The following is a 20,934-nucleotide window of genomic DNA, read 5'->3' on the forward strand; positions in this document are numbered from 1 at the left end:
GCCCCTTGGAGGGCGCGCGCACCGCCCGGGGGCGGCGCAGGGGTACAAGTCTCGGTGCGCCCCGTGCCGTTCACCAGGGTTGCAGGAGGTTGCAACTTGTTGCCGAGAGTGCACGGAGCGGTGTGCCCGGACCCCACTCGACGGCAGTATGGGGAGCCGCCGTCCCGGAAGCCGCCGCCGGGTTGGCTCGACACATGTGTTGGACGCCTATCTTCCGGGAGGCGCAAGTGGTGGACCCGTCCATGAACATGGCGCGCCTGGCCGCCGTGGACGCGGCTCAGGCGGCGCGGGTGCTGAACGAGGTGCGCGAGGCCCGACTCGCCGGGAAACGCGCGCGGATCGCGCCCCGGCCGGTGATCGAGCAGTCCTGGGCGCGGATGCTGCGCAGCGGCCTCGACCCCGAACACGGCCGTGGCTCGCGGCTGCTGTCCGCCGAGGAGGTGGGGCGCAGACGCCGGGAGTCGCCGCTGCGGCTGGTGCTGCCGGTGCTGCGCGAGGGTCTGCTGTCGGTCGCGGACGTGGCCCGGCACATCATGGTCGTCGCCGACGCGGAGGGGCGCGTGCTGTGGCGCGAGGGGGACCCGGCGGTGCTGCGCAAGGCCGACATCCTCGGTTTTGAACCCGGGGCGGACTGGCGGGAGGGGGCGGTCGGGACCAATGGCGTGGGCACTCCGGCGGTCGTACGGCGGCCGGTGCAGGTGTTCGGGGCCGAGCACTTCGTGCGCTCGCACGCCTCCTGGACCTGTTCGGGCGCGCCGATCACCGACCCCCGGGACGGCCGGCTCCTCGGGGTGGTGGACGTGAGCGGCCCGCTGGAGACGATGCACCCGGCGACCCTCGCCTGGGTGGACTCGGTGGCCAAGCTCGCCGAGGCGCGGCTGCGCGAACTGCATCTGACCTCGCTGGAGCGGCTGCGCACGGTCGGGGCGCCGGTGCTGGCCCGGCTGGAGGGACGGGCGCTGGTGGTGGACCGGGACGGCTGGACGGCGGCGGTGACCGGGATGCCGTACGTCCGCCGCCTCGCGCTGCCCAACTCCCTCTCGCCCGGCCGCCGCTGGCTCGCCGCGCTGGGTTCGTGCGCCGTGGAGCCGCTGGCCGGGGGCTGGTTGGTGCGGGCGGCGGACGAGACGGCGTCGGCGGTGCGGCTGACGCTGGACCTGTCCCGGCCCGGCCGCCGCACGCTGACGGTGTCCGGCGCCGCCGGTCCCTGGTCGCGCGAACTGAGCGCACGGCACGCTGAGTTGCTGCTGCTCCTGGCCGAACACCGCGCGGGGCGCAGCGCGGCCGGTCTCGCGGAGGACCTGTTCGGCGACGCGTCCCGGACGGTGACGGTGCGGGCGGAGATGTCCCGCGTACGGCGTTATCTGGGCGCGCTGTTGCTGGACCGGCCCTACCGGTTCCGTCAGGACGCGGACGTGGAGGTGCTGCTGCCCGAGGAGCCGGCGGAGCTGCTGCCCCACTCGACCGCACCGGCGCTGGCGCGGCTGCGCACTCCGGCGCGGGCCTCGGCCGGGGCGTCCACCGGGACCGGGTGCGAACACCCGGTCCGAACAGAGTAGGGTGAACGCCCCCCGAACGCGGGCGTCTTCCCCGTATTTGCGGGGTCCTCCCCCCGGAGTGCCGCTCGCTGCCGTAGCATCCCTGACGGGTCCGCCCAACGGCCTCGCGATCAACGCAACGATCGCCGGGCGCAGTTGGACCGCCTCGGGAGGAGACATGAAGCATCGCGGCAGACACCGCAGGCGCAGACGAGGCATGGCCCTGCGCGCGGCCCTGACCGGGACCGGCCTCGCCCTCACCGCCGCGGCCACGCTGATCAGCGCCTCACAGGCCACGGTCACCGGCGACCCGGGCGCGCTCAAACCGCTCACCACCCGGGCGGACACCGCCTCGCTGCGGCTCCAGGAGAACCTGGTGCCCGCGCGTACGCTCGACCGGCTCGCCGGGTCCATGGGGCGCCCGGTCGGGGTGGACACCGTGCTGCGCGGCGCCGACCGCACGATGCGTGTGGGGTCCGCCTGCGACTCCGGGGAGCGCGGCACCCTGCCGCTCACGCCCGCCGCCACCCGCTCCTACTGCTGGGACCGTGCCGACGTCGCCGACACCGACTGGCGGCCCGCCTCGGTGACCACGTCGGGAGACGCGGACGAGGACGGTGTCTGGGGCACGCACCGGGTGGTCCTCACCGGCTGGAGCCACAGCACCACCCGGGGTCCCGGTGCCGAGCGCGGTCTCGCCCGGGTCGCCTTCGTCGACTTCGACGACCCCGCCCGGCCCGTCTACCGCTGGGTGCTGCTCGTGGTGCCCGAGAACGGCGGCCGCGACTACCGGGGGCTGGACTCCCGGATCTCGGGGATGGTCTGGTACGACAACAAACTGCTGGTCAGCGCGGGACGGACGGGTGCCGAGGCGCTCTACGTCTACGACCTGGACCGCATCCAGCGCACCACCGTGGACGAGCCCGCGATCGGCCGGGTTCCGCACGGCTGGTCGGCGGCCGGCTACCGGTACGTGATGCCCGCCGTCGGCTCGTACCGCTTCCACGAGGGACGCTGCGGTGTCGCCGGGCCGCCCTGTCCCGGCCCGCTCTCGCTGGACCGGGGCACCTCGCCCGACAGCCTGGTGGCCGGGGAGCGGACCCCGGCGGGCGGCGAGCGCAGGACCCGTCTGTGGCGGTACGCGTTCAGCAACGCCCCGGCCCGCAACGGCCTGCTCGCGACCGACTCCACCGGCCGCGCCGACGCGGTCGAGGTGTTCCGGACCCGGGCACGCGGTATCCAGGGTGTGCTCTCCTACCACCGTCCCGGCACGGACCTGTCGTCCTGGTACATAGGGACACAGCCCAAGACGACGGACGGCCGGGGCGGACTGTGGCGTCAGGACACCCGTGGCGCGGCGGCGGCCCAGTGCGGCTCGGACTCCTCCCACCACTGCTGGACCGATTCGGCGGGCTCGCTGTCGTACTGGCAGGAGACCGGCGAGGTGTGGTCGCTGTCGGACCGGATGCTGTTCGCGGTGCCGCTGGCGCGCCTTGAGGAGTCGCTCGACTGACTCCGGGGCGGGATGGATGTGACGCCGGGGACGGGACGGATGTGACGAAAGGGATCGACATTCCGGCGCGCCCGATGATTCCCTGGCCGTCATGAGCAGCGTCCCTGTCACCACCTGGTCCCTGGAGCAGAACTCCCCCGCCGACCTCCTGCCGGCCGCCGCGCCCGAGGACGGCTCGGTGCGGATCATGCGCGCCGAGGTGCCCTCGCCGGAGTTCAGCCGCTTCCTGTACGCCTCGGTGGGCGGTGACATCCGCTGGACCGACCGGCTCGGCTGGAGCCACGCCCGCTGGCGGGAGTATCTGGAGCGGCCCGGGGTGGAGACCTGGGTGGCGTACGAGCACGGCACTCCGGCCGGATATGTGGAGCTGGACGCCATGGGTGACGGCGTGGTGGAGATCGCCTACTTCGGGCTGCTGCCCGCCTTCCGGGGGCGTCGCATCGGCGGCCATCTGCTGTCGTACGGCACGGCGCGCGCCTGGGATCTGGCGACGCGGTGGGCGGAGCTGCCGCCGACCAAGCGGGTGTGGCTGCACACGTGCAGCTGGGACGGCGAGTTCGCGCGGGCCAACTACGAGCGGCGCGGGTTCACGCTGTTCAAGACGGAGGTCGAGCCGCGGCCGGCGACGGTGGCGCCCGGACCGTGGCCCGGCGCGTTCGCGGAGTGAACCGCGCGGCGGGACGGACCCGGCGGAGGCTCCCCGTCCGTCTCGCCATGCAGAATGCATGCGTCCACAATCCGGACAATGGTGGACTGCCCGGAGATCCGCGTGCAACGCTGCCGTCATGTCCGGAACTGGAATCGCCCTGGTGAGTCGACGGCACGTCGATCTCGGCCGCATGTCCAGCGCCATCTGTCCGGCGAGCTGACACACCAGCCCCGCCGCTTCTCTTTTCGCTTTCCGCGCATCGCCGCGCACGTGAATTGCCCACGTGCGCGCGCACGTGCGCAGGCCAGAGCCGATTTTCGCCTGTCGAAGGACTCCAGAACCATGGCCGCCACCCCCCAGCCTCCCGCTGCCTCCGCGCCCCGCCGCAAGGCGAGCCGCCACCGCGGCGAGGGCCAGTGGGCGATGGGACACCACACCCCGCTCAACGGCAACGAACAGTTGAAGAAGGACGACGACGGTCTCAATGTGCGGACACGCATTGAGACGATCTACTCCCGGCGCGGCTTCGACTCGATCGACCCGAACGACTTGCGCGGCCGGATGCGCTGGTGGGGGCTGTACACCCAGCGCAAGCCGGGCATCGACGGCGGCAAGACGGCGGTGCTGGAGCCGGAGGAGCTCGACGACAAGTACTTCATGCTGCGGGTGCGGATCGACGGCGGCCGTCTCACCACCGAGCAGCTGCGCGTGATCGGCGAGGTGTCCGAGGAGTTCGCGCGCGGCACGGCCGACATCACCGACCGGCAGAACATCCAGCTGCACTGGATCCGTATCGAGGACGTGCCCGAGATCTGGAACCGCCTCGAAGCGGTCGGCCTGTCCACGACCGAGGCCTGCGGCGACGTGCCGCGCGTGATCCTCGGCTCGCCGGTCGCGGGCATCGCCGAGGACGAGATCATCGACGGCACCCCGGCCATCGAGGAGATCCACCGCCGGGTCATCGGCAACAAGGACTTCTCCAACCTCCCGCGCAAGTTCAAGTCCGCGATCTCGGGCTCGCCGCTGCTGGACGTGGCGCACGAGATCAACGACATCGCGTTCGTGGGCGTCGAGCACCCCGAGCACGGTCCCGGCTTCGACCTGTGGGTGGGCGGCGGTCTTTCGACCAACCCCAAGATCGGTGTACGCCTTGGCGCCTGGGTGCCACTGGCCGAGGTGCCCGACGTGTACGAGGGCGTCATCTCGATCTTCCGCGACTACGGCTACCGCCGGCTGCGCAACCGTGCCCGGCTGAAGTTCCTGGTCGCGGACTGGGGCGCGGAGAAGTTCCGTCAGATCCTTGAGGACGAGTACCTGAAGCGGCCCCTGCTCGACGGCCCCGCGCCCGAGCAGCCGGTGGAGCGCTGGCGGGACCACGTGGGCGTGCACCGGCAGCAGGACGGCCTGTTCTACGTCGGTTTCGCGCCGAGGGTCGGCCGGGTGGACGGCGCGACGCTCGCCAAGATCGCCGGCCTCGCGGAGGAGCACGGCTCGGGCCGGGTGCGGACCACCGTCGAGCAGAAGATGATCGTGCTGGACGTCGAGGCCGACCGGGTCGAGTCGCTGGTGGCGGGGCTTGAGGCGCTGGATCTGAAGGTCGGTCCCTCGCCGTTCCGGCGGGGCACGATGGCCTGCACCGGTATCGAGTTCTGCAAGCTCGCCATCGTGGAGACCAAGGCGCGCGGCATCTCGCTGATCGACGAACTGGAGCGCCGCCTCCCGGAGTTCGACGAGCCGATCACCATCAACATCAACGGCTGCCCGAACGCCTGTGCTCGTATCCAGGTCGCGGACATCGGCCTCAAGGGCCAGTTGATCCTGGACGACGACGGCAACCAGGTCGAGGGCTTCCAGGTGCACCTGGGCGGCGCGCTCGGTCTGGAGGCGGGCTTCGGCCGCAAGGTCCGTGGTCTGAAGGTCACTTCGCAGGAGCTGCCGGACTACGTGGAGCGGGTGCTCAGGCGCTACGAGGCCGAGCGCGCGGACGGCGAGCGGTTCGCCGCCTGGGCCGCGCGGGCCTCCGAGGAGGCGCTGTCGTGAGCGAGCGCGCCGCACCGTTCTACTGCCCCTACTGCGGTGACGAGGACCTGCGCCCGAGCGAGGAGGGACACGGCGCCTGGGAATGCGGAGCCTGCAACCGGGCCTTCCAGCTGAAGTTCCTCGGGCTGCTCGCCCGGGGACTGCGGCGAGCCGACGACGGAGGGGACGGACCGATATGACGGCCACTCAGGCGGAGCGCACCGACGAGGAGTTGCGGCGGCTGGCCGAGGAGGCCGGCCGGGAGCTGGAGGAGGCGTCCGCGCCGGAGATCCTGCGCTGGGCGGTGGACACCTTCGGCGAGCGGTTCTGCGTCACCTCCTCCATGGAGGACGCGGTGGTCGCCCACCTCGCCTCGCGGGTACGGCCGGGCGTGGACGTGGTGTTCCTGGACACCGGCTACCACTTCCCGGAGACCATCGGCACCCGGGACGCGGTGGCGGCCGTGATGGACGTCAACGTCATCACGCTCACGCCCGCCCGCACGGTGGCCGAACAGGACGCCGAGCACGGCCCGAAGCTGCACGACCGCGACCCCGACCTGTGCTGCGCGCTGCGTAAAGTCCAGCCGCTGGAAGCGGGGTTGACGGGCTATCAGGCGTGGGCGACCGGACTGCGCCGGGACGAGTCCCCGACCCGGGCGGACACCCCGGTCGTCGGCTGGGACGCGAAGCGCCGCAAGGTCAAGGTCTCCCCCATCGCCCGCTGGACCCAGGACGACGTGGACGCCTACGTCACCGAACACGGCGTGCTGACGAATCCGTTGCTGATGGACGGCTACGCCTCCGTCGGCTGCGCCCCCTGCACCCGCCGGGTGCTCGAGGGCGAGGACGCGCGCGCCGGACGCTGGGCCGGGCGGGCCAAGACCGAGTGCGGACTGCACGGATGACGACCGTACGGATGACGACCGAACCGACTCAGGAGCGACACGTGACGAGCGGAGCCACCGTCTGGCTCACCGGTCTGCCGAGCGCGGGCAAGACCACCATCGCCACCGAACTGGCCGGAGCGCTGCGCGCCCAGGGACACCGGGTGGAGGTGCTCGACGGGGACGAGATCCGCGAGTTCGTCTCCGCCGGGCTCGGCTTCAGCCGCGAGGACCGGCACACCAACGTCCAGCGCATCGGCTTCGTCGCCGAACTGCTCGCCCGCAACGGCGTCTTGGTGCTGGTGCCGGTGATCGCGCCCTACGCGGACAGCCGCGAGGCGGTGCGCAAGCGGCACACGGCGAACGGCACTCCCTATCTGGAGGTGCATGTGGCGACCCCGGTCGAGGTGTGCGGCGAGCGGGACGTGAAGGGGCTGTACGCCAAGCAGGCCGCCGGGGAGCTGACCGGGCTGACCGGTGTGGACGACCCGTACGAGGCGCCCGAGGCGCCGGACCTGCGGATCGAGACCCAGGGGCAGAGCGTGCCCGAGTCCGCGGCCGCGGTCCGCGCGCTGCTCGGCGAGAGGGGACTGGCATGACGACCGTCGCCAAGGTCACGGGCGGCGACGAGGGTACGGACAGCCCGTACGCCCTCTCGCACCTGGACGCGCTGGAGTCCGAGGCGGTGCACATCTTCCGCGAGGTGGCGGGCGAGTTCGAGAACCCGGTGATCCTGTTCTCCGGGGGCAAGGACTCCATCGTCATGCTGCATCTCGCGCTGAAGGCGTTCGCCCCGGCCGCGGTGCCCTTCGCGCTGCTCCATGTGGACACGGGACACAACTTCCCCGAGGTGCTGGAGTACCGGGACCATGTGGTGGCCGCACATGGGCTGCGGCTCCATGTGGCCTCCGTACAGGACTACATCGACCGGGGTGTGCTCAAGGAACGCCCCGACGGCACCCGTAATCCGCTCCAGACGCTGCCGCTGACGGAGAGGATCCGCAGCGGGAAGTTCGACGCGGTGTTCGGCGGCGGGCGCCGGGACGAGGAGAAGGCCCGCGCCAAGGAGCGGGTGTTCTCGCTGCGGGACGAGTTCTCGCAGTGGAACCCGCGCCGCCAGCGCCCCGAGCTGTGGAACCTGTACAACGGCCGGCACGCGCCGGGCGAGCACGTCCGGGTCTTCCCGCTGTCCAACTGGACCGAGCTGGACGTGTGGCAGTACATCGCCCGCGAGGACATCGTCCTGCCGGAGATCTATTTCGCGCACGAGCGCGAGGTGTTCCGGCGCGACGGCATGTGGCTGACGGCGGGCGACTGGGGCGGCCCCCGGGACGACGAGTCCGTGGAGCGTCGCCTGATCCGCTACCGGACGGTCGGGGACATGTCCTGCACGGGCGCGGTGGAGTCCGACGCGGCCACGCTGGACGCGGTGATCGCGGAAATCGCCGCTTCCCGGCTGACCGAGCGCGGCGCGACCCGCGCCGACGACCGGCTCTCCGAGGCCGCGATGGAAGACCGCAAGCGGGAGGGGTACTTCTAGCCATGAGCACGATCACGACCGAGGCGCTCTCGGCCACCACCCTGCTGCGGTTCGCCACCGCCGGCTCCGTGGACGACGGCAAGTCCACGCTGGTCGGACGGCTGCTGCACGACTCCAAGTCGGTCCTCGCCGACCAGCTGGAGGCCGTGCGGCGGGCGTCGGTGAGCCGGGGCCAGGAGACACCCGACCTGGCGCTGCTGACCGACGGTCTGCGTGCCGAGCGGGAGCAGGGCATCACGATCGATGTGGCGTACCGCTACTTCGCGACCCCGCGCCGCCGGTTCATCCTGGCCGACACGCCGGGCCATGTGGAGTACACCCGCAACATGGTGACCGGCGCGTCCACGGCCGAGCTGACGGTGATCCTGGTCGACGCGCGCAACGGCGTGGTCGAGCAGACCCGCCGGCACGCCGCCATCGCCGCGCTGCTGCGCGTGCCGCACGTGGTGCTGGCCGTGAACAAGATGGACCTGGTGGACTACGCGGAGCCGGTCTTCGCGAAGATCGCCGAGGAGTTCACGGCGTACGCGACCGAGCTGGGCGTGCCCGAGGTGACCGCGATCCCGATCTCGGCGCTGGCCGGGGACAACGTGGTGGAGCCCTCGGCCCGCATGGACTGGTACGGCGGCCCGACCGTGCTGGAGCACCTGGAGACGGTGCCGGTCAGCCACGACCTGGCGCGCTGCCACGCCCGCCTCCCGGTGCAGTACGTGATCCGCCCGCAGACCGCCGAGCACCCCGACTACCGGGGCTACGCGGGCCAGATCGCGGCGGGCACCTTCCGGGTGGGCGACGAGGTCGCGGTGCTGCCGTCCGGGCGCACGACCCGCATCGCCGGGATCGATCTGCTCGGGGTGCCGGTGGACGTGGCGTGGACGACGCAGTCGGTGACCGTGCTCCTGGCGGACGACATCGACGTCTCGCGCGGCGATCTGATCGTCCCGGCGAAGGACGCGCCCGAGGTCACGCGGGACGTGGAGGCGACGGTGTGCCATGTCGCGGACCAGCCGCTGACCGTCGGACACCGGGTGCTGCTCAAGCACGGCACCCGCACGGTCAAGGCGATCGTGAAGGACATCCCGTCCCGGCTCACCCTGGCCGACCTCTCGCTGCATCCGCACCCGGGGCGCCTGGTGGCCAACGACATCGGCCGGATCACGGTCCGCACGGCCGAGCCGCTGCCGGCCGACTCCTACGCCGACTCGCGCCGTACGGGCTCCTTCATCCTGATCGACCCGAGCGACGGCACCACGCTGACCGCGGGCATGGTCGGCGAGTCGTTCGCGTCCCCGGAGCCGGTCAAGGACGCGGCCGAAGACGAAGGTTGGGACTTCTGACCATGAACTCCCCCGATTTCTATTCGACGTTCGCGAAGGAGGGTGGCCGCGTCGGCAGCGGCGCCCTCGGCAGCGGGCAGGGCGGGGTCGCGCGATGTGCGCGATGACGTACGCGCACCGCTCGCGCGCCCTGACCCCCCACCCGGTGTCGTCCCGGCACAGACGAAAACCCACTGCCGAACTCCCGGCCACGGATTGACACTTCCGTGACCGCCGGGCCGACGAGAGGAAACACCTCCCGTGCCTGCCACTCGCGCACCCCTCGCCCGCCGGGGCCTCCCCGTGCTCGCCGTACTCCCCCTGCTGGCCCTCGCGGCCTGCGGTTACGGCTCCGAGGCCGCCAAGGACGACTCCGCCCAGAAGGTCGCCGCCGGGGCGAAGAAGATCGACGGCCTCGACACCGTGAAGATCGGCTACTTCGGCAACCTCACCCACGCGACCGCTCTGGTGGGCCGGGACCGGGGCGTCTTCCAGAAGGAACTGGGCGGCACCAAGGCCCAGTACGCCACCTTCAACGCGGGCCCCTCCGAGATCGAGGCGCTCAACTCCGGCTCCATCGACATCGGCTGGATCGGCCCCTCCCCCGCGATCAACGGCTGGACCAAGTCCGGCGGCAAGTCCCTGAAGATCGTCGGCGGTTCGGCGTCGGGCGGGGTCAAGCTGGTCGTGAACCCCAAGAAGGTCAAGTCCCTCAAGGACGTCAAGGGCAAGAAGATCGCCACCCCGCAGCTGGGCAACACCCAGGACGTGGCGTTCCTCAACTGGGCGGCGGAGCAGGGCTGGAAGGTCGACGCGCAGAGCGGCAAGGGCGCGGTCACCGTGGTCCGCAGCGACAACAAGGTGACCCCGGACGCCTTCAAGAACGGCTCGATCGACGGCGCCTGGGTGCCGGAGCCGACCGCGTCGAAGCTGGTCGCCGAGGGCGGCAAGGTACTGCTCGACGAGTCCGACCTGTGGCCGGACAAGAAGTTCGTGATCACCAACATCATCGTGTCGCAGAAGTTCCTCAAGGCCCACCCGAAGGCCGTCGAGGCGGTCCTGCGGGCCTCGGTGCGCACCAACAAGTGGATCAACGCCCACCCGGACGAGGCGAAGTCGGCGGCGAACAAGCAGCTGGAAGCCGACTCCGGCAAGGCACTGCCCGCCGAAGTCCTCGACCCGGCCTGGAAGTCGATCCAGGTCACCGACGACCCGCTGGCGGCCACCCTGAACACCGAGGCCGAACACGCGGTCAAGGCGGGCCTGTTGGAGAAGCCCGCGCTGAAGGGGATCTACGACCTGACGATCCTCAACAAGGTCCTGGCCGCCGAGGGCGAGCCCAAGGTCGACGCCGCCGGTCTCGGCACCAGCTGACCCGGTACCCGACGATTCCCAGGAGGTGACGACCATGGCCACCACCCTCGCCAAGGCCGGACCGGCGACCGAGTACGCCGCCCGCCTCGATCACGTATCGAAGTCCTTCGCGGGACCGGGCGGAGCGCAGCCCGTCCTCGACGACATCAGCCTCGACGTCGCGCCGGGTGAGTTCGTCACCCTCCTGGGGGCCTCGGGCTGCGGCAAGTCCACGCTGCTGAACCTGGTGGCGGGCCTGGACCGGCCCACCGCCGGGTCCATCGCGACGGACGGCCGCCCCGCCCTGATGTTCCAGGAGCACGCGCTCTTCCCCTGGCTCACGGCGGGCAAGAACATCGAACTCGCCCTGAAACTGCGGGGAGTTCCCAAGTCCGACCGGCGCGCCCGCACCGAGGAGCTGCTCGGCCTGGTCCGGCTGAACGGCGCGTACGGCAAGCGGGTGCACGAGCTGTCCGGCGGTATGCGCCAGCGGGTGGCCCTCGCCCGCGCGCTGGCGCAGGAGAGCGGACTGCTGCTGATGGACGAGCCGTTCGCCGCACTCGACGCGATCACGCGGGACGTGCTGCACGACGAGCTGACCCGCATCTGGGCCGAGACCGGTCTGTCGGTGCTGTTCGTGACGCACAACGTGCGCGAGGCGGTACGGCTCGCCCAGCGCGTGGTGCTGCTGTCCTCGCGCCCGGGCCGGGTGGCCCGCGAGTGGACGGTGGACATCCCGCAGCCGCGCCGCATCGAGGACGCCCCCGTGGCGGAACTGTCCCTGGAGATCACCGAAGTACTGCGGGGGGAGATCAGCCGCCATGGCAGGCACTGAGACCACGACCACCACTCCCGAGCCGGCGCCCGTCGCCGACGGCGGCGTCGAGGCGGGCCTGGACGCGCTGGAGACGGCGGGTCCGGGCCGGCCGCCGCTGCGCCGTACCCTCGTCGACAAGGTCCTGCCGCCCGTCACCGCGGTGCTGCTGGTCCTGCTGGTGTGGCAGGCGCTGGTGAGCTTCAAGGTCGTCGACGACCCGACCAAGCTGCCCCCGCCGTCGGCGGTGTGGCACGTGGTCCAGCACGACTGGCTGGAGGGCAAGCTCCTCGGCTACATCTGGACCAGCGTCTCGCGCGGTCTGCTCGGCTTCCTTCTCGCCCTGGTCATCGGCACCCCGCTGGGGCTGCTGGTGGCGCGGGTGGGGTTCGTCCGGGCGGCCATCGGGCCGATCCTGTCCGGGCTCCAGTCGCTGCCCTCGGTGGCCTGGGTGCCGCCGGCGGTGATGTGGCTGGGCCTGAACAACTCGATGATGTACGCCGTGATCCTGCTCGGCGCGGTCCCCTCCATCGCCAACGGCCTGGTGTCCGGGGTGGACCAGGTGCCCCCGCTGTTCCTGCGGGCGGGCCGCACCATGGGCGCCTCCGGGCTGCGCGGTGTCTGGCACGTCCTGCTGCCCGCCGCCCTGCCCGGCTATGTCGCCGGGATGAAACAGGGCTGGGCGTTCGCCTGGCGCTCGCTCATGGCGGCGGAGATCATCGCGTCCTTCCCCGATCTGGGCGTCGGCCTCGGCCAGTTGCTGGAGAACGGCCGCAACGCCCTCGACATGGCCATGGTGTTCGAGGCCATCCTGCTGATCCTGTTCGTCGGCATCGCGATCGACCTGCTGCTCTTCAGTCCGCTGGAGCGGTGGGTGCTGCGCAGCCGCGGCCTGCTGGTGAAGAGCTGAAGTCCCATGTTCCACAAGCCCGTTCTCCTCGTCGTCGCCCACGGCAGCCGTGATCCGCGGCACGCAGCGACCGTGCACGCGCTGGTGGCGCGGGTACGGGCGCTGCGGCCGGGGCTGCACGTGGAGACGGGCTTCCTGGACTTCGACACCCCGTCCGTGAGCGCGGTGCTGGAGTCGCTGGCCGCGCGCGGGGTGCGGAACGTGGTGGCCCAGCCGCTGCTGCTGACCCGCGCCTTCCACGCGAAGGCCGACATCCCGGCCGTCCTGCGGGAGGCGCCGCCCGGGCTGCGGATCCGCCAGGCCGAGGTGCTCGGCCCGTCGCCGCTGCTGATCGGCGCGCTGGAACGCCGGCTGTACGAGGCCGGGGTGCGGCGCGCCGACCGGGCCGCGACCGGGGTGGTACTCGCCTCGGCCGGGTCCTCGGACCCGGAGGCCATCGCGGTGATCGACCGCGTGGCGCGGGAGTGGCGGCGCACCGGCTGGCGGGCCGTGCGGCCCGCGTACGCCTCCGCCGCACTGCCGCGCACCGAGGACGCGGTCCGCGAGCTGCGTGCGCTCGGCTGCGAGCGGGTGGCCGTCGCGCCGTACGTCCTGGCCCCGGGCTTCCTGCCCGACCGCATCGCGCGGGGTGCGGCCGGGGCGGACGTGCTGGCCGATGTGCTGGGCCCGGCGCCGGAGGTGGCCCGCGTCCTGCTGGAGCGCTACGCCGGCGCGGCCGCCTCGCTCCCGGTGCCGGTGGGCGTCTGAGCGGCCGGCCGGCGGGTCAGAGCTTGAGTCCGTTGATGAGCCGCTGGGTGTAGGTGAGGCTGCCGGTGCCCGCCCCGGCGCCGATGCTGACCGCCTCCAGGGCGGAGCGGATGCGGCCCCGGTTGGGCGGCAGCCCGTCCTCGGCGGAGAGCGCCAGCTCGGCCTGGATCGACTCCCCGTAGCCGACGAGGGCCGGGTACTCGGTGTGCAGTGCGGCGGTGAGCCCCTCCGCCAGCTCGATCAGGGTCTCCAGTTCGAGCCATCCCCGGGCCGCTGCCTCGTATGCGTACCCGCCGGGCATGTTGCCGTGCTGGTCGTACGTGCTCAAGACCTGTCCTCACTCCTGATCCGGGACCGGAGGCCGACGTTACCGAGGGAAGGGGTACCCGTGCGGGTTCCGGCCACCGGATCGGGGGCCGAAAACGAGGTGGGGCGAGGCCGAAAACCGATGGTGTCCATCACGGTGCGCCATGCGTCCGGCGGCTTTCGACGCCTGCCCTCACGTTTCACTTCCGCACCGTGACCCCGGGCATCGACTATCGGCCAACCTCATTCCGCGGGCGTGGGGTTGACATCCGGGCGCTGACATGCCCGCGTCGGCGCGGACCGCGTTCGCCCCGCCGCCACCCCGCCTTCGCCCGCCGTCACCCCTCCGTCAGCTCCACCAGCTTGCGCACGGTGTTCCAGTTCCGGGAGGTGGCGATCAGCCCCTTGGTGAGGCGCGGCCGGGCCAGCACCTCGGCGAGCCTGCTGCGGCCGAGGCCGTCGGGGACGTACAGGTAGAGACAGCGGTCGCCGAGGCGGAAGTCCTCGGGGAGATAGGCGGCTTGGTCGATCTCCGCGAAGCGGCCGGCGGTGACCGGCGCGGAGAAGTAGGTGATGTGGAGCTGTTTCGGGGCGAGTTGGTCCGCCGGGAAGGGGCAGGCGTCGGCCACGGCGCTCAGGTAGGCGTGGTCGCGCACGATCACGTCGACGGAGAAGCCGAAGTGTTCGTGGATGGCCCGGCTCAACTCGGCTTCCAGTGCGGCCGCTTCGCGGGCGTCGGTGCTGAACACCGCCTGGCCGCTCTGGAGATGGGTGCGTACGCCGTCGTAGCCGAGGCCGGTCATCAGGGTGCGCAGGTCGGCCATGGGGACCTTCTTGGCGCCCCCGACGTTGATGCCGCGCAGCAGCGCCGCGTAGGTCGTCGTCATCCGCCCACCGTAAGGGGCCGTCGTGCCCCGTGGGGGTGGGCACGACGGCCGTGACCGGCGGGACCGGTACGTCGGAACTCTTACGGATCGAGCGGGCCCGGATCAACTCCTACACGCGGCTGTGACTTGTTCAACAAGTTTTTGTCATCGCAAAGTGGATCTACGAAGGGCGGATCGGACACCACGTCAGCGCTGGTAGCGGGCGAGAACAAGGTTGCCGTCCCGTTGCAGTCGGTGACGCAGTTCGGAGAGTCCGATCGAGCCGGAGTAGTACTCCTGGTAGGCCGGGGTGGCCACCTTGTCCTTCCACTCCGGGTAGCCGCGCACGGACTGGGCCGGGGCGGGCCTGAGGTGGGCGGCGAGGGCGGTGCCGGTGGCCCAGCCGTTCTTCCGGGTGTGCAGGGCGGGGTCCTTCAGGGCCTCGGTGCCGGTGGGCAGCATCCAGTCGCCGAGGGCGAGGCGGACCATGTTGGGCGGCCGCAGCAGGAAGTCGAGGAAGGTCGCGGCCTCCTTCTTGTGCGGGCAGTCGGCGGCGATGGACAGGGTCTGCGGGCTGACGCCCTGGGTGAGTCCGTCGGACCCGGCGGGCGCGGGCAGCACCTCCCAGTCGAAGCCCTCGGGCGCCTGGAGCGCGACCTGCTGGCGGTAGGAGAAGCCGAGCGGGACCATGGCGTACTTGCCGCCGAAGAAGCCCGGCAGGGTGTCGGAGCCGCCGCTGCCGAGGGTCGAGGCGGGGGCGCTGTGGTCGACGGCGACCTGGTCGTGGACGGTGCGCGGTACGACGGCGTCGCCGGGCCCGAACCGCACGCTCACCTTTCCGTCCGCGCCCTGGTGGAAGAGCCGGCCGCCCGCGGAGAGGGAGAGGTTGAGGGTCGCGGAGACAGGCTCCTTGAACGGCCAGGCCACGCCGTACTTCCCGGGCCCGCTGAGCTTCTTGGTGACCGCTCTGAACTCCGGCCAGGTCCAGGGGTGTTCGGGTGTCGGCACGCGCACCTTGGCCGCCCGCAGCCACTTCGCGTCGGCGATCAGCACCCTCGGTTCCTGGAGGAAGGGCACGCCGTAGACGCCGTCCCCGAAGCGCGTGGTGTCCCAACTGCTCGCGGGGATGTCGGACTTGAGCCTCTTCGGGAGCAGTCCGGAGAGGTCCGCGAGATAACCCCCGTGGGCGAAGTCGGCGAGGTCGTCCGAGGCGTCGTGGATGACGTCGGGGGCCTCGCCGCCCTCGAAGGAGGTGAGCAGCTGGTCGTGGACCGAGTCCCAACTGCCCTGGACGTACTCGACCTTCACGCGGCCGTGGCTCGCGTTCCACTCCCGGACCAGCTTCCTGGTCGCGGCGACGGACTCGGGCTGCCAGGCGAGGGACTGGAAGCGCAGCACGACCTTGCCGTCACCGCCACCGCTCCGGCCGGAGGAGCAGCCCGCGAGCAGCAGCAGGAGCGCGACGGCGGCCGCGGCGATCCGGGTACGCGCCGGCATCAGCTCTTCACCGCCCCGGCGAGCAGCCCGCCCGACAGCCGCTTCTGGACCAGCGCGAAGAAGACCAGGGAGGGCAGCGTGGCCAGGAAGGCCGCGGCGGCGAGCGGCCCGAGGTCCGCGGCGCCCTCGGCGCCGATGAAGTGGGTCAGCACCACCGGCAGCGTCTGTGTGCCGGGGCTCTTGAGCAGGACGAGTGCGAAGAAGAACTCGTTCCAGGCGGTGACGAACGCGAAGAGCGCCGTCGCCACGATCCCCGGCGCGAGCAGCGGCGCCGTCACCGACACCAGCGTCCGCACCCGTCCGGCACCGTCCACGGCCGCCGCCTCCTCCAACTCGACCGGCACGGTGCGCATCTGCCCGACCAGCAGCCACAGCGCGAACGGCAGCGACCACACCACGCAGACCAGTACCAGCCCGGGCGCCGAGTCGATCAGCCGCAGCCGCCTGAGCAGCAGGAACAGCGGGATGATCAGCAGCACGAAGGGGAACGCCTGGCTGACCACCACCCAGCCGGTGGCCGCGCGGGAGAGCAGCCCCGGGCGCCGGGCGATGACGTACGCCATCGGGGTGGCGATCACGACGGCGACGACGGCCGTGGCGAGGGCCACCAGCAGGGAGGTCAACGCCGCGTGCGCGAGGGGCTGTTCGTCCAGGGCGCGGCGGAAGTTGGCGAGGGTGGGGTGGCGCGGGATCCAGGTGGGGTGCAGGGAGGCCAGTTCGCGGGGCGGCTTGAAGGCGGTGGAGAGCAGCCAGAGCAGCGGGAAGGCCAGGAAGACCAGGTAGGCGAGCAGGGCCGCGTACTGGGCGGCGCGCGCGGCGGGGCGGGTCCTCACCGGTCCTCGCCCCCGCGCAGCCGCCCTGCGAGGAACACCGCGAGCAGGACCGAGATCACCGCGACCATCACGCATCCCATCGCCGCCGCGTAGCCGAACTGGCCGTAGCGGAAGGCCTCTTCGTAGGCGAACAGCATGGGCAGCCGGGTGCGGCCGCCGGGTCCGCCGCCGGTGAGCACGTACACCAGGGCGAAGGCGTTGAAGTTCCAGATCAGGTTGAGCGAGGTGACGGCGAGGGCGACCGGTCGCAGCGCGGGCCAGGTGACCGCGCGGAAGCGGCGCCAGGCGCCCGCGCCGTCCACGGCGGCGGCCTCGCGCAGTTCGCGGGGCACGTTCTGGAGTCCGGCGAGCAGGGCGACGGTGGTGCGGGGCATCCCGGCCCAGACGCCGACGACGATGACGGCGGGCAGCGCGGTGGTGAGGGTGCCGAGCCAGTCCCGGCCGCCGCCGATGCCGAGGTCGCGCAGCGTCTCGTTGAGGACGCCCGCGTCCGGGTTGTAGACCAGGCGCCACATGACGCCGACGACGACCTCGGGCATGGCCCACGGGACGATGGCCAGCGCGCGGGCGAGGCGGCGCAGCCGCAGGTCCTGGTCGAGCAGCAGGGCGAGGCCGAGCGCCAGCAGGAACTGGGGCACGGTGACGCCGACGGCCCACAGCAGGCCGATGCGGAAGGACTCCCAGAACAGGGTGTCGTGCAGCAGGTCCTGGAAGTTGAGGACGCCGGTCCAGCGGGTGGCGGCGGTGCGCCCCGACTGCGCGTCGGTGAAGGCGAGCAGGATGCCGTAGAGCAGCGGGCCCACGCTGAGCACGAGGATCGGGATCAGGGCGGGCAGCACCAGGAACCAGGCGCCGTGGTCGCGGGCGGGCGCGGGGCGTGTGCCCGGCCGTGCGGCCGCCTCGGCAACCGTCGTCATGGCATCAGCCCCCGTCGGCCCCATCGCTCCCAGGATTGGCGTGTTCATGGTTGCGAAGGGCCGTCATCGCGTCAAGGGCCCGCGCACACGGTCCGACCTGTGCGAATGCGAGACTGGCCGGAGACCGGGGTCGTACGCGCCCCGGCACAGGCGTGGGAACGGGACACGGAGGCGGACGATGGACGAGGCGCGGGCGCGGGACGTACTGGCCGGGGCGAAGGTGCTGCCCGGCCCGGCGCGGGACGCGCGGCTCCTCGCCCTCGGGGAGAACGCCGTCTTCGCCGCCGGGGATCTCGTGGTCAAGGTCGGCCGCGACGAGAGCCTGCTGGAGCGCGCCCGGCGTGAACTGGCGGTCGCGGGCTGGCTGGCCGCCGAGGGCGTACCGGCGGTGCGCGCCGCCGAGGCCGAGCCGGTGCTCGTGGACGGCCACCCGGTGACCGTGTGGCACCGGCTGCCCGACGCCGTACGCCCGGCCGAGCCCGAGGACCTCGCGCGGCTGCTGCGGATCGTGCACGCGCTGCCCGCGCCGCCCGTCGCGCTGCCGGCCCGGGAGCTGCTGGGCGGGGTGGAGCGCTGGCTGCGCCTCGCGGGCGACGCGATCGACCCGGCGGACGCGGACTACCTGCGCGACCGGCGCGACGGTTTCGCCCCGGCGGCGGCCGCGCTGACCCCGCACCTGACGCCCGGTCCGATCCACGGCGACGCGCTGCCGCGCAATGTGCACATCGGGCCCGACGGGCCGGTCCTGGTCGACCTGGAGACCTTCTCCGCCGACCTGCGCGAGCACGACCTCGTGGTGATGGCCCTCTCCCGCGACCGCTACGGCCTGCCCGCCGAGAAGTACGACGCCTTCACCGAGGCGTACGGCTGGGACGTGCGCGCGTGGGAGGGCTGCTCGGTGCTGCGCGGCGCCCGCGAGACGGCCAGCTGTGCCTGGGTGGCCCAGCACGCGCCCGCCAACCCCAAGGCGCTCGCGGAGTTCGAGCGCCGGGTGGCGTCGCTGCGGGACGGGGACGAGTCGGTGCGCTGGTTCCCGTTCTGAGCCCGGAGCCCCCGGAAACCGGGCCGCCGGCTCAGACCCGCTCCTCCACCAGCTCCCGCACCGGCCAGCTCCCGTCCACCACGGCCTCGGCATCGCCCTTGCGCCGCAGGAAGCTCTGGAAGTCCGCCGCCCAGGCCGCGTACCACTCGATCTGGCGCCGGTGCAGCTCGGCCGGGCCCAGCGCGGCGATCTTCGGGTGCCGCTCGGCTATCGCGACGGCGAGGCGGGCGGCGGCGAGGGCGTCGGCCGAGGCGTCGTGGGCGGTGCCGAGCACTATGCCGTACTCGGCGCAGACGGCCTCCAGGTTGCGCTTGCCGCGCCGGTAGCGGTCCACCCAGCGGTCGATCGTGTACGGGTCGACCACCGGGCCCAGGGGCTCGCCGCCGAGCCGCTCGGTGAGCGACGGCAGGCCGTGGCGGCGCAGTTCGGCGGAGAGCAGGGTGAGGTCGAAGGCGGCGTTGTAGGCGACGACCGGTATGCCGGCCCGCCAGGACGAGACGAGGGCGTCCGCCACGGCGTCGGCGACCTGGTCGGCCGGGCGGCCCTCGGCGGCGGCGCGTTCGTTGCTGACGCCGTGCACCGCGACCGCGTCGGCCGGGATCTCCACGCCCGGGTCCGCGAGCCATTCCCGGCGGCCGGCGAGCTCGCCCGCTCGGACCTCCAGGACGGCGGCGGTCACGATGCGCGACTCCTGCGGGTCGGTTCCGGTCGTCTCCAGGTCGAAGCCGGTCAGTGGTTGGCGGTGCCAGGCCATGGGTGTCCCCCTTCGTGGTGGTGCGTTCCCCCCAGTGGTCTCCACCATGGCACGCGGCACTGACAATCCCCGGGCGGCCCCCACCCCACGGCGGGACGAATCAGGACACCGGGCGCGAATCCACCCAAGCCGTTTCGAATTCCTCACGGTAGGTCGGGAAGAGACCGGCCTCGCCCACCTGGTCGGGGCGGACCACCCGGCTGCCGCCGCGCAGCACCAGCACCGGCGACTCCATGCCCCGCGCCCCGCGCAGATAGGACTGCACCACACCGACCCCGTCCGCGCCGTCCCCGTCCACCAGATAGGCGGTGAAGCGCGGTGTCTCGTCGTAGACCTGGATCTCGAAGGCGCCGGGGTCGCGCAGCCGGGAGCGGACCCGGCGCATGTGCAGGATGTTCATCTCGACCGAGCGGCTCAACTCGCCGCGTTTCATGCCGAGTTCGCGCTCACGGCGCTTGACCGCGCTGGAGGCCGGGTTGAGGAAGAGCAGCCGTACCCGGCAGCCGGTCTCCGCGAGCCGGACCAGGCGGCGTCCCGAGAAGTTCTGCACCAGCAGGTTGAGCCCGATGCCGATGGCGTCCAGGCGCCGGGCCCCGCCGAACAGGTCCTCCGCCGGGAACTGCCGCATCAGGCGCACCCGGTCGGGGTGGACGGCCACCACGTCCGCGTACCGGTCGCCGACCAGGTCCTCGACCGCGTCCACCCGCAGCCGGCCCGCCGAGGGCACGTCGCCGCCCGCGCCGAGCAGTTCGAGGAGGCGGCTCGAGGCGCGCTCGGCCTGGCCGAGGACGGCCTCGGACAGGGCGCGGTTGCGGGAGACGACGTTGCGCGTCACCTCCAGCTCGTCCAGGGCGAGTTCGAGATCGCGCCGCTCGTCGAAGTACGGCTCGAAGCACGGCCAGTGCTGCACCATCAGCTCGCGCAGCTGGGGCAACGTCAGGAAGCTGAGCACGTTGTCGTCGGCCGGGTCGAGCAAGTAGCCCTTGCGACGGCTGACTTCACGCACCGCGACGGCCCGCTGCACCCACTCCTGTCCGGCGGGTCCGGCAGCGGCCACCACCCAGTCGTCGCCGTGGACGGGCTCGTAGACCGGGCGCAGCACGGCGGCCACGACGGCGCGCAGCCGCTGTTCGACGAGGTTCAGCCAGATGTAGGCCCGGCCGGCCCGCTGGGCGCGGGTGCGCACCTCCAGCCAGGCGCTCGCGTCCCAGTCCAGTTCCGGTCCGATCGACCCCGCGTCCATCGGCCGTGCCAGGGACACCGCGCCGGGCGGGACGTCCGTGGAGCTCCCCTCGTGACCCTCGCCACCAGGGGGCAGCTCCAGCCCTCCCGACCCCACCCTGCACCGCCTTCCGTCCCCCGGACCTTCCCCGTCCCAACGATCAAGGAAGGGTACTCCGGGAGCGGCGGGCGGTGCAGCCGGATGGACAGGTC

Annotated in this window: 22 protein-coding genes; 15 read left to right on the top strand and 7 right to left on the bottom strand. The window is 72.3% G+C overall.

Translation table 11 applies throughout. The features are described from left to right. The first annotated feature begins 242 nt into the window (after window positions 1-242). The 14 genes from AB0898_RS12640 (at window position 243) to AB0898_RS12705 (ending at window position 13,285) form a co-directional block, all read left to right on the top strand. Window positions 243-1,559 (top strand): GAF domain-containing protein, encoded by a 1,317-nt coding sequence (locus AB0898_RS12640; protein WP_366802959.1) that lies wholly within the window; start codon window positions 243-245, stop codon window positions 1,557-1,559. A gap of 157 nt (window positions 1,560-1,716) precedes the next feature. Continuing rightward, on the top strand, window positions 1,717-3,051 hold the full coding sequence (locus AB0898_RS12645) for a hypothetical protein (RefSeq protein ID WP_366802881.1): 1,335 nt from the start codon (window positions 1,717-1,719) through the stop codon (window positions 3,049-3,051). Between the two features lie 91 nt (window positions 3,052-3,142). Beyond that, entirely contained in the window at window positions 3,143-3,718 is a 576-nt protein-coding gene (locus tag AB0898_RS12650) for a GNAT family N-acetyltransferase (RefSeq protein WP_366802882.1), read from the top strand. A 118-nt stretch (window positions 3,719-3,836) separates the two neighbouring features. Then, complete coding sequence (locus AB0898_RS12655; protein WP_309486338.1) at window positions 3,837-3,920, top strand: putative leader peptide; 84 nt, start codon at window positions 3,837-3,839, stop codon at window positions 3,918-3,920. 122 nt (window positions 3,921-4,042) lie between these two features. After that, a complete protein-coding gene (locus AB0898_RS12660) occupies window positions 4,043-5,740 on the top strand; it encodes a nitrite/sulfite reductase (RefSeq protein ID WP_366802883.1) in 1,698 nt (565 codons plus the stop codon). After that, window positions 5,737-5,919, top strand: coding sequence for a hypothetical protein (locus tag AB0898_RS12665; protein ID WP_018547130.1), 183 nt, complete (start codon window positions 5,737-5,739; stop codon window positions 5,917-5,919). Before AB0898_RS12660 ends, AB0898_RS12665 begins: the two co-directional genes overlap by 4 nt. Then, window positions 5,916-6,626 carry a phosphoadenylyl-sulfate reductase gene (locus AB0898_RS12670; RefSeq protein WP_366802884.1) on the top strand — a complete coding sequence of 237 codons (711 nt, stop codon included), beginning with the start codon at window positions 5,916-5,918 and terminating at the stop codon, window positions 6,624-6,626. The genes AB0898_RS12665 and AB0898_RS12670 overlap by 4 nt, the downstream gene beginning before the upstream one ends. 41 nt (window positions 6,627-6,667) lie before the next feature. Further along, a complete protein-coding gene (gene cysC, locus AB0898_RS12675) occupies window positions 6,668-7,204 on the top strand; it encodes an adenylyl-sulfate kinase (protein ID WP_366802885.1) in 537 nt (178 codons plus the stop codon). After that, on the top strand, window positions 7,201-8,145 hold the full coding sequence (gene cysD, locus AB0898_RS12680; protein WP_366802886.1) for a sulfate adenylyltransferase subunit CysD: 945 nt from the start codon (window positions 7,201-7,203) through the stop codon (window positions 8,143-8,145). The genes cysC and cysD overlap by 4 nt, the downstream gene beginning before the upstream one ends. 2 nt (window positions 8,146-8,147) lie before the next feature. Next, complete coding sequence (locus AB0898_RS12685) at window positions 8,148-9,482, top strand: GTP-binding protein (protein ID WP_366802887.1); 1,335 nt, start codon at window positions 8,148-8,150, stop codon at window positions 9,480-9,482. A gap of 240 nt (window positions 9,483-9,722) precedes the next feature. Beyond that, a complete protein-coding gene (locus AB0898_RS12690; protein WP_366802888.1) occupies window positions 9,723-10,835 on the top strand; it encodes an aliphatic sulfonate ABC transporter substrate-binding protein in 1,113 nt (370 codons plus the stop codon). Window positions 10,836-10,869: 34 nt separating this feature from the next. Beyond that, the gene (locus tag AB0898_RS12695; protein WP_366802889.1) at window positions 10,870-11,649 is read left to right on the top strand and encodes an ABC transporter ATP-binding protein; all 780 of its coding nucleotides are present in this window, start codon (window positions 10,870-10,872) and stop codon (window positions 11,647-11,649) included. Next, on the top strand, window positions 11,636-12,538 hold the full coding sequence (locus AB0898_RS12700; RefSeq protein ID WP_366802890.1) for an ABC transporter permease: 903 nt from the start codon (window positions 11,636-11,638) through the stop codon (window positions 12,536-12,538). The genes AB0898_RS12695 and AB0898_RS12700 overlap by 14 nt, the downstream gene beginning before the upstream one ends. A gap of 6 nt (window positions 12,539-12,544) precedes the next feature. Beyond that, window positions 12,545-13,285, top strand: a complete 741-nt coding sequence (locus AB0898_RS12705; protein ID WP_366802891.1) for a sirohydrochlorin chelatase — start codon at window positions 12,545-12,547, stop codon at window positions 13,283-13,285. 16 nt (window positions 13,286-13,301) lie between these two features. On the opposite strand, the gene AB0898_RS12710 is transcribed toward AB0898_RS12705, so the two are convergent. The 5 genes from AB0898_RS12710 to AB0898_RS12730 all read right to left on the bottom strand — a co-directional run bounded on the left by AB0898_RS12710 (window position 13,302) and on the right by AB0898_RS12730 (window position 17,704). Then, window positions 13,302-13,613 carry a hypothetical protein gene (locus AB0898_RS12710; RefSeq protein ID WP_366802892.1) on the bottom strand — a complete coding sequence of 104 codons (312 nt, stop codon included), beginning with the start codon at window positions 13,611-13,613 and terminating at the stop codon, window positions 13,302-13,304. Between the two features lie 316 nt (window positions 13,614-13,929). Further along, a complete protein-coding gene (locus AB0898_RS12715; protein WP_366802893.1) occupies window positions 13,930-14,478 on the bottom strand; it encodes a DUF1697 domain-containing protein in 549 nt (182 codons plus the stop codon). A gap of 186 nt (window positions 14,479-14,664) precedes the next feature. Beyond that, the gene (locus AB0898_RS12720; RefSeq protein ID WP_366802894.1) at window positions 14,665-15,954 is read right to left on the bottom strand and encodes an extracellular solute-binding protein; all 1,290 of its coding nucleotides are present in this window, start codon (window positions 15,952-15,954) and stop codon (window positions 14,665-14,667) included. Beyond that, complete coding sequence (locus AB0898_RS12725; RefSeq protein ID WP_366802895.1) at window positions 15,954-16,787, bottom strand: carbohydrate ABC transporter permease; 834 nt, start codon at window positions 16,785-16,787, stop codon at window positions 15,954-15,956. Before AB0898_RS12725 ends, AB0898_RS12720 begins: the two co-directional genes overlap by 1 nt. Further along, window positions 16,784-17,704: a sugar ABC transporter permease gene (locus tag AB0898_RS12730; protein ID WP_366802896.1), complete on the bottom strand. Its 921-nt coding sequence runs from the start codon at window positions 17,702-17,704 to the stop codon at window positions 16,784-16,786. The genes AB0898_RS12725 and AB0898_RS12730 overlap by 4 nt, the downstream gene beginning before the upstream one ends. 178 nt (window positions 17,705-17,882) lie before the next feature. Between AB0898_RS12730 and AB0898_RS12735 the strand changes: the two genes are divergently transcribed. Then, window positions 17,883-18,746 carry an aminoglycoside phosphotransferase family protein gene (locus AB0898_RS12735; RefSeq protein ID WP_366802897.1) on the top strand — a complete coding sequence of 288 codons (864 nt, stop codon included), beginning with the start codon at window positions 17,883-17,885 and terminating at the stop codon, window positions 18,744-18,746. A 31-nt stretch (window positions 18,747-18,777) separates the two neighbouring features. Here the strand turns inward: AB0898_RS12735 and AB0898_RS12740 are convergent, their stop codons facing one another. Continuing rightward, the gene (locus tag AB0898_RS12740; RefSeq protein ID WP_366802898.1) at window positions 18,778-19,500 is read right to left on the bottom strand and encodes a 3'-5' exonuclease; all 723 of its coding nucleotides are present in this window, start codon (window positions 19,498-19,500) and stop codon (window positions 18,778-18,780) included. Window positions 19,501-19,600: 100 nt separating this feature from the next. Next, window positions 19,601-20,839 (bottom strand): SAV2148 family HEPN domain-containing protein, encoded by a 1,239-nt coding sequence (locus tag AB0898_RS12745; protein WP_366802899.1) that lies wholly within the window; start codon window positions 20,837-20,839, stop codon window positions 19,601-19,603. Window positions 20,840-20,934 lie beyond the last annotated feature (95 nt).

Origin of the sequence: Streptomyces sp. NPDC005435, assembly GCF_040703155.1 — a bacterium.
In the GTDB taxonomy this organism is placed as follows: domain Bacteria; phylum Actinomycetota; class Actinomycetes; order Streptomycetales; family Streptomycetaceae; genus Streptomyces.